General features: G+C 61.7%; 9 protein-coding genes and 1 tRNA gene. 4 read left to right on the top strand and 6 right to left on the bottom strand.

From position 1 onward, the window contains the following. Positions 1–357 precede the first annotated feature (357 nt). The 4 genes from P3T40_RS35595 to ompR form a co-directional block, all read right to left on the bottom strand. Positions 358–882: a carboxymuconolactone decarboxylase family protein gene (locus P3T40_RS35595; RefSeq protein ID WP_429272390.1), complete on the bottom strand. Its 525-nt coding sequence runs from the start codon at positions 880–882 to the stop codon at positions 358–360. 75 nt (positions 883–957) lie between these two features. Further along, positions 958–1,506: a peroxiredoxin gene (locus P3T40_RS35590; RefSeq protein WP_429272389.1), complete on the bottom strand. Its 549-nt coding sequence runs from the start codon at positions 1,504–1,506 to the stop codon at positions 958–960. A 284-nt stretch (positions 1,507–1,790) separates the two neighbouring features. After that, a complete protein-coding gene (locus P3T40_RS35585) occupies positions 1,791–3,140 on the bottom strand; it encodes an ATP-binding protein (protein WP_429272388.1) in 1,350 nt (449 codons plus the stop codon). A 44-nt stretch (positions 3,141–3,184) separates the two neighbouring features. Next, positions 3,185–3,919 carry a two-component system response regulator OmpR gene (gene ompR / locus P3T40_RS35580; RefSeq protein ID WP_006048917.1) on the bottom strand — a complete coding sequence of 245 codons (735 nt, stop codon included), beginning with the start codon at positions 3,917–3,919 and terminating at the stop codon, positions 3,185–3,187. A gap of 229 nt (positions 3,920–4,148) precedes the next feature. On the opposite strand from ompR, the gene P3T40_RS35575 reads away from it, so the two are divergent. The 3 genes from P3T40_RS35575 (at position 4,149) to P3T40_RS35565 (ending at position 7,544) form a co-directional block, all read left to right on the top strand. Further along, positions 4,149–4,481, top strand: a complete 333-nt coding sequence (locus P3T40_RS35575) for a hypothetical protein (protein WP_429272387.1) — start codon at positions 4,149–4,151, stop codon at positions 4,479–4,481. Positions 4,482–4,822: 341 nt separating this feature from the next. Beyond that, positions 4,823–6,241 (top strand): DUF1800 domain-containing protein, encoded by a 1,419-nt coding sequence (locus tag P3T40_RS35570; protein WP_429272395.1) that lies wholly within the window; start codon positions 4,823–4,825, stop codon positions 6,239–6,241. A 76-nt stretch (positions 6,242–6,317) separates the two neighbouring features. Continuing rightward, positions 6,318–7,544 (top strand): DUF1501 domain-containing protein, encoded by a 1,227-nt coding sequence (locus tag P3T40_RS35565; RefSeq protein WP_429272386.1) that lies wholly within the window; start codon positions 6,318–6,320, stop codon positions 7,542–7,544. 68 nt (positions 7,545–7,612) lie between these two features. Here the strand turns inward: P3T40_RS35565 and P3T40_RS35560 are convergent, their stop codons facing one another. Then, positions 7,613–8,449 (bottom strand): squalene/phytoene synthase family protein, encoded by an 837-nt coding sequence (locus tag P3T40_RS35560; protein ID WP_429272385.1) that lies wholly within the window; start codon positions 8,447–8,449, stop codon positions 7,613–7,615. A gap of 231 nt (positions 8,450–8,680) precedes the next feature. Here P3T40_RS35560 and P3T40_RS35555 point away from each other — a divergent pair. After that, a tRNA-Leu gene (locus tag P3T40_RS35555) sits at positions 8,681–8,767 on the top strand. A gap of 313 nt (positions 8,768–9,080) precedes the next feature. Here the strand turns inward: P3T40_RS35555 and P3T40_RS35550 are convergent. Next, a complete protein-coding gene (locus P3T40_RS35550; protein ID WP_429272384.1) occupies positions 9,081–9,533 on the bottom strand; it encodes a MarR family winged helix-turn-helix transcriptional regulator in 453 nt (150 codons plus the stop codon). Between the last annotated feature and the right edge of the window lie 32 nt (positions 9,534–9,565).

Raw genomic sequence — 9,565 nt, 5'->3', positions numbered from 1 at the left:
CTATCTGAATCCGGAGCGAACCCGGGCCTCGGCCGAAATGTACAAACACGCAGCATAGCGGTTCACGCGACAACTACCTTGACACACACCGCGGCGGCGGCAAAGAAAGTGAGTGCCGCCCCGCACAGGGGCGAAGCTAATAGACCAATATCAAATCAAGGAAAGTCCAACGCCGCAGGCAAACCACCAATAAACGAGGCGCCGCAGGCAAAACAGCCAGACCGATATCAAAACAAGGAGAGGCCAACACCATAAGCAGACAACCAAAAAGCGCCGCACCGGCAAAAAAGCCAGATAAAAATGAAAGACGCCACACAAAAAAACCGCGTAGCGTCCCACTTAAAGTGAAAGACCGAATTACTTCCCTTCAGCCACAATAACCTGCGCCGCAGCATTAACAACCGAAGCAATCCGCCCCACATCCCGCAGCTGAGTGGAACTCATCCCCTCAGCAACGAGCGTATCAAAGTGCGATTTAACACAAAAATGGCACTTACCAATAATAGAAGCCGCCAGCGCATACATCTCAAACCGCCGCTTATCCACGCCACCATGCGAAGCATAAGCATTCATCCGCAAACCAGCCGGCTGCGATTTCAGATCCGCATTGTCAGTCATCTCCACATACGGATACCAGACATTGTTCATCCCCATCAAGGCAGCAGCCGTCAGCGCGCCATTGACTTCCTCAGGGGATAACACGCCCGCATTGCGAATCGCATCGACAATCACCGGGCTCTTCGCAGCAAACGCTGCCGCCAGCGCAACACCCACCGCATCCGTGCCTTCCAGCGACGAGCGCGCAATCGTGCCGTCCAGATTCAAACGAATGTCTTTAGCGTAATCAGGAACAAGCGCTTTAATCGCAGACAAGAATTCCATTGATATCTCCTATCAGGTTGCCGATAAAAAAGCCCGCAGGCTCTTTCAAGCTTAGCGGGCTTCCGACTGCAATGCTTACAGCGTTGCGCCGCCAACTGCACGGTTGCACGGGCACAGTTCGTCCGTTTGCAGACCGTCCAGAATACGCAGCACTTCTTCCGGGTTACGGCCGACGTTCAGGTTGTTCACCGAAACGTGCTGGATCGTGTTGTCCGGGTCGACGACGAACGTTGCGCGCAGTGCCACACCAGCTTCCTTGTCGCGCACGCCCAGTTGGTCGATCAGCTCGCCCTTGACGTCGCCGAACGCGTAGTGGTTCAGCTTGCTCAGGTCCTTGTGCTCACGGCGCCATGCCAGCTTCACGAATTCGTTATCCACGCTGCCGCCCAGCAGGATAGCGTCACGCTCTGCGAAGTCGTTCGCCAGCTTGCCAAATTCGACGATTTCCGTCGGGCACACAAAAGTGAAGTCCTTCGGGTAGAAGTAAATGATCTTCCACTTGCCCGGGAACGACTGTTCGGTGATTTCCTCGAACGCCGACACGCCATTTTCTTCGTGATTGTTGAAGCCCGGCTTGGCTGCGGTGACGGTGAAAGCTTCGAGTTTGTCGCCAACGGTTTTCATGCGGAATACTCCTGTGAAAGGTTGCCAATGAGTTGGAAAAACAGCCTGTTCAAGCTACCTGCTCGCTGTAACGAATACGTTACACACAGCTAATTATAACTCTATTGATGCATCGCAGCAATAGTTTTTAACTAACAAAGCGGATAGTTTTTCTTCACTGCGCTGATAGTTGATTCAAATGTCACCCTTTCCGACGCTTTCATGGCAAGGGCGTTGCGCGGAAGGTGAAGAGGGTCGTGCGCCGCAGCATGCGACCTGGTGACGCAGGTGACGCAGGTGGCGCTTTAAGCACCCTTGGCGAGCGGAAACTCGATCGTGACTTCGAGTCCCGGCCCGGGGGTACGGTTGCGCAGGCGCAGACCGCCCCGATAGCGTCCGACGAGGCGTTGTACGATCGCCATGCCGAGGCCGGTGCCGTTGGCCTGGGTGCGCGCCGTATCCACCCGGTAGAACGGCCGGGTCACGAGCGCCAACTGGTCTTCCGGAATGCCTGGCCCTTCGTCGACCACGGACAGTTCGACGCGCGCATGGGATACGCGCGTCTCGAGGATCACGTGCGGAATGCCATCACCTTCGCTCAGCCCATACTTGCGAGCGTTCTCGAGCAGGTTGCCGATGACGCGGCGCATATCGGTTTCGTCGGCCTCGATCACCGCTGAGGGCGCGAGACGCGTGATCAGCCGCATGCCGTCTTCGGACGACATGCGCGCCGCCAGCTCTTGTGCGATCACGGAAAGGTCGACAGGTTCCGGGACTCTTTGCACCGGCCGCGCGTAATCCAGGAACCGGCCGATGATCATGTCCATCTGCTCGATGTCGTCGACCATCGCGTCCTTGGTGGTCTGATCGGACGGGCTCATTTCCGTTTCGAGCCGCAAGCGGGCGAGCGGGGTGCGCAGATCGTGCGAGATACCAGCCAGCATCAGCGCGCGGTCGGCCTCGAGCTGTTCGAGGTCCTGGACCATCTGGTTGAAGCTGCGGTTGGTTTCGGCAGCCACGCCCATGCCACGCTCGGGTAACGGTTCGGGTGATTGCCCGGAGCCCACCTTGCGTGCCGCCATGGCGAGCCGCGCGAAGGGCCGGTTCACCAAACTGGTGATGAAGGCCGCGCCGAACAGCGAGAGCGCGAGCGCGAACACCCCCCAGCCGGCCCATTGCAGGCCCGTGGCGTTATCGAGTTGATCGCGGTCGAGCGCCACCCAATAGTCGTCATCGTCGATCTTGAAGCTGATCCACACGCCGGGGATGTCATTGACCGACTGCGCGATCACCGTGTCGTCGCCAAGCCGTCCGCGGATGTCGTGTTCGATCAACCGGTTGAGCGACTCGTCCGGTTGCAGCTTGTACTTGTCGGTGGTTTCGCGCGGATACACGCGCACCCCTTCATTGCTCTCCAGGTCCTGCAGCAACGCACGCCGCAGATCGGGATCGGAATAGAGGAGTGCGGTACGCGTGAGCTTCACGATGGCGACGAGCTGCAGCGCCACGCGCTGCGCGCGCGGCTCGCGCTCGATCACCCGGAAGCTCTGGAACCAGGCGGCGAGACTGACTGCGATCAAAAGCGCGATCAACAGAAAGGTCCGCCAGAAAAGGCCGCCGAACGCGAGCGTCAGGAGGCGCCGGTCGATCCGCATGGGCCCTTCTTATCTGAAAACAGAAACGGAAAGCGCGAACAAGCTCAGGCTGCGCCGTCGGGAATGAACACGTAGCCAAGACCCCAGACGGTCTGGATGAATCGCGGGCTGCCCGGATCGGGTTCGATCAGCTTGCGCAGACGCGAGATCTGCACGTCGAGGCTGCGGTCGAACACTTCGTATTCGCGGCCACGCGCCAGTTCCATGAGCTTCTCGCGCGACAGCGGCTGGCGCGGATGGCGGGCAAACACCTTCAGCACGGAGAACTCGCCGGTGGTCAGCGGGATTTCCTGGCCTGCCTTGGTCAGCGTGCGGGTGGCGAGGTTGAGCGCGAATTCGCCGAACTCGAAGACCTCGGTGGTCTCGGACGGCGCACCCGGCAGCTCGGATGGCGACTGACGGCGCAGCACCGCGTGAATCCGTGCCACCAGCTCGCGCGGGTTGAACGGCTTGGGCAGATAGTCGTCAGCGCCCATCTCGAGGCCGACGATACGGTCTACATCCTCACCCTTGGCCGTGAGCATGATGATTGGCGTGCGGTCGTTGCTGCCGCGCAGGCGGCGACAGATCGACAGCCCGTCTTCACCCGGCAGCATCAGGTCGAGCACCAGCAGGTCGAAACGTTCACGCACCCAGAGCTTGTTCATTGACGGCGCGTTTTCGGCGACGTAGACGTTGAAGCCCTGTTCGCCAAGGTAGCGGCGCAGAAGATCGCGCAGACGCGGATCGTCATCGACGACGAGGATTTTCGAAGGGTTTTTGGTTTCCATGGTCGGCATCTTAGCGCGATTACAAAGTGGTGCGAGTTTGCATCAATTCGCGGGTTACAGTCAGTTACAAAATTTACCCGCACTGTGGCACGACGTAAAGCGGTGGCAGGTAGACTGCTTTACTGAATGCGGCTGTTCGGTGGATACTTCACTCGAATAAAATTCTCGCTCCCGGCTTCTTTCCGGGGTTTGTACACGCATTTAGGGTAGCCGGTTGCCGCACCACGAAGGGAACAAGATGAAGGGAGGGGTTTGGCCGAATCTGCGCCTAAGCGTGATTGCGCTGGCAGTGGCCGGCAGCCTCACGGGCACATTCGGCCCTACGCTCGCCCATGCCCAGTCCTCCGAAGAACGGGCATCGAACGCACACGTGCCTCGTTCTCGAGGCTCCAAATCGTCCCACCAGCCGCATACTCCTACTGACGACCACCCTGCATCAGACGCCATGATGCGCACTGCAGTTCCCCCCGATCTCGATCAGCGTCGCCGCGACGGTCACATGACACCGGAAGAACGGCGTCTGTTGCGCCAGCATATCGAAGACGCCGTGCGCGAGTTGTACAAGCGCTAGAGCGCCCACGCCCAACACCCGTCGCCGTATGCCGCGATGTGCGTGAAAAATTTCGTTGCACTTCGCCCGTCAACTTTCCTGCTTGATCTGCCGTTGAGTCGCCAGAGGGGACAACCGTACGAAACGCGGATGCCTTTGCGCCACCGTCACCCGACCACGGACGACTGACAATGAAAACGCTGTTCAGGTGGACTCGCGGCATGTCGGCGCCGTTGCTCGCTGCCGCGGCAGCTGCAACGCTCGTGTGCGCGCTGCCGGCCCTGGCCCAGGACGGCACGCTTCATAGCCAGCGCGCGAAACATCATGCAGCGGCGGTGGCTGGGGATGATTCGACTGAGACCATGCTCGACGGCGATGACGCACGCTTTTTCCTGACCCGGGTGGGCTTTGCGCCGGACAACGCCGAGGTCGTCCAGTATGTGGGCCTCACGCGCGAGCAGGCGGTCGACAAGGTGCTGGCCGCTGCACATACGGAAGCCTCGACGCCCCTGCCTGCGTGGGTGCTGGAGCCGGTCCCGACGCGCGACGAGCGCAAGGTCTGGACCCAGGATCAGCGTCAGGCCGAGCAACGTATGCGCGGCCAGCGTTACGAAGAGCTGCGCGCATGGTGGGTCCGCGAGATGTTGACCACGCCGTCGCCGCTGACCGAGCGCATGACGCTCTTCTGGCACAACCACTTTACTTCTGGGCAGGACAAGGTCGGCTATCCGCAACTCATGGGGCAACAAAACATGTTGTTTCGCCGTGATGCGCTGGGCAATTTTGGCGAACTGCTGCACGACGTTGCGAAAGACCCGGCCATGCTGCAATACCTGGATGGCGCCGGCAGCCGCAAGGGCAAGCCCAACGAGAACTTCGCCCGCGAGGTGATGGAGCTGTTCACGCTCGGCGAGGGCCACTACTCGCAGCAGGACGTGTCGGAGGCCGCGCGCGCTTATACCGGCTGGACCCTCGACCCGGATACCCAAGGCTATGTATGGCGCGCCAACCTGCACGACGATGGCGTCAAGACGGTGCTCGGTCAGGGCGGGCCGTTCGACGGCGATCAGGTGCTCGACATTCTGCTAGCCCGGCCGGAGACAGCCACCTTCGTCACGACCAAGCTATGGCGCGAGTTCTTATCCGATACGCCTGACCCGGCTCAGGTCGCGCCTATCGCGGCGCGTTTTCGTGCGAGTCACTACGACATCAAAGTCGCGTTGCGCGGTATCTTCCTGAGCGACGCGTTCTGGGACGACAGCAATCGCGGCATGCTGGTGAAGTCGCCGGCTGAGTTCGTGGTGGGTACGCTGCGCGAGTTCGATATCGGTTATGACAACACAGCGCCGTTCGCCGGCGAAATTCGCACCTTGGGCGAAAACCTGTTCTATCCCCCCAACGTCAAGGGCTGGCCGGGTGGTCAGACGTGGATCAATAGCTCGACGCTGCTCGCCCGCAAGCAGTTCGTCGAGCAGCTATTTCGCGCCACCGAGGCCGCCGCTGCGCATCACGCGCAAAATGGCATGAGCCAGAACCCGAAAGGTGCGGCGATGGTGCGGCGTGCCATGGCGCGAGTGGGTCAGGGCGGAGTACGCTTCGATATCGACACCTGGCTGGCCCAGTACGACACCACGCCCTCCGCAAAGGCGGGGTTGTCGGCGGAGCTGCAGTTGCAGCACGCGGTGCTGCCGCTTGCACCGGTCGACGCGATCGAAACCGATTCGACCGCCAGCGCGTACCTGGAGGCGCTGTTGATGGACCCGGCTTTTCAGCTGAAATAAGTGGCATGCGTGGTGAACCGAAGCGGCGCGAGCCGGGCGGTGTACCTGGCGCCACCACAACCGAACGAGGTGCAGCATGAAACGGCGCGACTTTCTTTCGATGACCGCTGCGGCAAGCGCCGCCCTCTGGTTGCCGCGGGCGTTCGGCGCGCAGGCGCCGGGCCAGGCCGACGGCGCAGCGCTCGCGCGCGGCGGCTATGGCAATCTCCTGATCCTCGTGGAGTTGAAGGGCGGCAACGACGGCCTGAACACGGTGATTCCGTACGCCGATCCCACTTACTACCAGTTACGCAAGAACATCGGCATCAAGCGCGAACTGGTGATCCAGATAGATGAGCGCACCGCCTTGCACCCCGCGCTGCAGCCGCTGATGCCTCTGTGGCAGAGCCAGCAACTGGCGATCGTGCAGGGCGTCAGTTATGCGCAACCGAATCTGTCGCATTTCCGTTCGATCGAGATCTGGGACACCGCCTCGCGCTCGGATCAATATCTGCGCGAAGGATGGCTGACACGGGCGTTCGCTCAGCACGCGGTGCCGCCGGGTTTCGTCGCGGATGGCGTGGTGATCGGCAGCGCCGAGATGGGGCCGCTCGCCAACGGCGCGCGAGCGATTGCGCTGGTGAACCCGGCGCAGTTCGTCAAGGCATCGCGGCTCGCGACGCCGGTGTCGCTGCACGAACGCAATCCCGAACTGGCGCATATTCTCGACGTCGAGAACGACATCGTGAAGGCCGCCGACCGTCTGCGTCCCTGCGAAGGGCAATTCCCTTTGAAGACGGCTTTTCCCGCGGGTGCGTTCGGCGCCTCGATCAAGACCGCGATGCAGGTGCTCGCCGCAGGGGACACGCTGCAGGGCCGGCCGCTGAACGGGCAGGGGGTGGCCGTGATCCGGCTGACGCTGAACGGCTTCGATACTCATCAGAATCAGCCCGGTCAGCAGGCCGCGCTGCTCAAGCAGCTCGCGGAGGGGTTTGCATCGATGAAGTCGGCGCTTGTCGAGCTCGGGCGCTGGGACAATACGCTGGTGATGACCTACGCAGAGTTCGGCCGTCGGCCGCGCGAGAACCAGAGCAACGGCACCGATCACGGTACGGTCGCGCCGCACTTCGTCATGGGTGGACGGGTGCGCGGCGGCTTGTATGGCGCGCCCCCGGTTTTGACGCAACTGGACGGGGGTGGCAACTTGCCGGTGGGCGTTGATTTCCGCCAGCTCTATGCCACGGTCCTCGGACCGTGGTGGGGACTCGATGCCACGACTGTCCTGCAACAGCGCTTCGAGCCGGTGCCTCTGTTGCGTGTGTGACCGATGCGCCGTGCACGCCCCGCGTATTTGACTGGCGGATGGCGCCGCACCGCGAAGCGGACTGCCGTCTAGCTTTGGCGCGCGCCGCGCCACGCGATCCAGAGCTTGCGGATCGGCGTCAGTGCGATACGCTGATGCAGCACGTGGTAGCCGTCCCGCTCAATCTCATCCAGTAGCGCCAGCGCGAGCGCGGCTTGCGCCCGCAAGGTGCGCTGCGTGCGCCGCTCGCCGGCCGGCAACGCGGCGAGCGCGGTGCGGATGGCATCACGGGCGCGACTCGTCTGAAAGCGCATCAGTTCGGTGAACGCGTCGCTGTATTTGCGATTGATCAGGTCAGCCGCGGTGACGTTGAAGCGTTGCATCTCGTCGATCGGAATATAGATGCGCCCATGCCGCGCGTCGTTGCCGAGTTCGGCGACGAGCTGGGCCAGCATCAGCGCGTGACCGAGCGGTGCGGCCCAAGCCGCGGCTTCGGCCGGATTTTGCGCGGTGGCGCGTGCGACTAGCGTGGCAAACGTACCGCCGACGCCATGCAGATAGCGGCGCAGATTCGGGTAGTCGAGGTAGCGGGCCTGATCAAGGTCCATTTCGAAACCCGCCAGCAGCGTTTGCAACGCCGAATATTCAGCCTCGACGCCACTACCGAGGTGGGCAGCCAGCGCCTTCGAGACCGGATGCGAGGGCGTTCCCGCGGCCAGCGCAGCAGTTTCGTTCTGCCACCAGGCGAGCTTGGTGCGGCCAATGGCCGGATCGCTGGTTTCCTTCACCGTTTCCTCGAATTCGCGGCGCAGCGCGAACAGGGCGGTCAGGAGCGGCTGGCGTCCCGCGGGCGCCTGACGGAGCGCGTAGTAGCTGCTCGAGCCGGGGGGCGCCGCCTTCTGCTGGCAATATTCGTCGAAATTCACTTGAATGGAGTGTGGGGAGCTTGAAGCAGGGACGGCACGGCGCGTGTGCCGTGCGTACGTTAGCCAAAAATTGTAGCATCGACCTACGTCGGGCAAATGCAGACAAGCGCAAATCTATCGGTTAGAATCTCGCGCTTACGCTTTCGGACGCGTCCAGGCCAGCTTGGCCGGCAGGGCGCGGACGTGGGCTAGCCAGACATCGGACGCGGCGTGCAAACGTTTCGCCCGGCTGCGAGGATGGCGAAATTGGTAGACGCACCAGGTTTAGGTCCTGACGCCAGCAATGGTGTAGGGGTTCGAGTCCCCTTCCTCGCACCACGTATTTGTGAAAACCCCGCCAGTCGATGACTGGCGGGGTTTTTTGCTTGATGGCGTTGGGGACGTGCATATCGCCGTGAGTGGTGGTGGCAGCCCTTTGGGGCATCTTGCCGCGTGGGCAGTCGTACAGGAGGTTGTATTCGGTTCGAAGTAACAGTCTTCAAACTGGTTGTCCGCACAACCAGATCCGCTGATCCTCGAAACGCCGAGGTTTGCGCATCGAATCTGCTCAATATCGACTTCGACGGCAGGACTGTGAGCGCCTCAAAACACCCGGTGAATCAGGCGGGTTTTGTCGTGCACTACCACGCTATCACTCAGTGCGCGCCTGCACGCTTTCGATAATTTTGTCGAGCGTGGCGCCCAGCACCGCTTTCTCATCCTCACTGAGGCAATCGAATAGATCGGCATTCCACTTGCGGGCGATCGGCATGACCTTCCGGTAAAGCTCGCGTCCTGCGGGCGTCAGGGAAATCAGCACGACGCGTCCGTCTTCTTCGCTTGCCTCGCGCTGCACGAGCCCCTGTTTGATGAGCGCTTCAGCCGCGCGGCTCGCCTGGCTTTTGTCGAGGTTCGCGTGCCGCGCCAGATCCATGATCGAGAACGGCCCGAACGACCCCACCGACGCAATCACGCGCGCCTCCGGCACGGTCACGCCGAGCTTTTCCTGGTAGCGCTCGCCGATGCCGCGCTCGGCAAGCTTGTTCAAGACATGCAGGCGATACGTCAGAAACTGTTCGAGTCCGGCTTTGGCGGAGGCCTTCATGGTCGTCCCGGGATTGAGTGGAGGCGGAAGTG

This window comes from Paraburkholderia sp. EB58, from assembly GCF_050436665.1.
Lineage (GTDB): Bacteria > Pseudomonadota > Gammaproteobacteria > Burkholderiales > Burkholderiaceae > Paraburkholderia.
The sequence above is the reverse complement of the archived record's forward strand: the minus strand, read 5'-3'. Positions and strand labels throughout refer to the sequence as shown.

Bases quoted from the DNA above. Each gene is read 5' to 3' on its own strand.
- ompR (WP_006048917.1), bottom strand. From the start codon at position 3,919: ATGCCGACCATGGAAACCAAAAACCCTTCGAAAATCCTCGTCGTCGAT.
- P3T40_RS35575 (WP_429272387.1), top strand. From the start codon at position 4,149: ATGAAGGGAGGGGTTTGGCCGAATCTGCGCCTAAGCGTGATTGCGCTG.
- P3T40_RS35550 (WP_429272384.1), bottom strand. From the start codon at position 9,533: ATGAAGGCCTCCGCCAAAGCCGGACTCGAACAGTTTCTGACGTATCGC.
- P3T40_RS35565 (WP_429272386.1), top strand. From the start codon at position 6,318: ATGAAACGGCGCGACTTTCTTTCGATGACCGCTGCGGCAAGCGCCGCC.
- P3T40_RS35570 (WP_429272395.1), top strand. From the start codon at position 4,823: ATGCTCGACGGCGATGACGCACGCTTTTTCCTGACCCGGGTGGGCTTT.
- P3T40_RS35595 (WP_429272390.1), bottom strand. From the start codon at position 882: ATGGAATTCTTGTCTGCGATTAAAGCGCTTGTTCCTGATTACGCTAAA.
- P3T40_RS35585 (WP_429272388.1), bottom strand. From the start codon at position 3,140: ATGCGGATCGACCGGCGCCTCCTGACGCTCGCGTTCGGCGGCCTTTTC.
- P3T40_RS35590 (WP_429272389.1), bottom strand. From the start codon at position 1,506: ATGAAAACCGTTGGCGACAAACTCGAAGCTTTCACCGTCACCGCAGCC.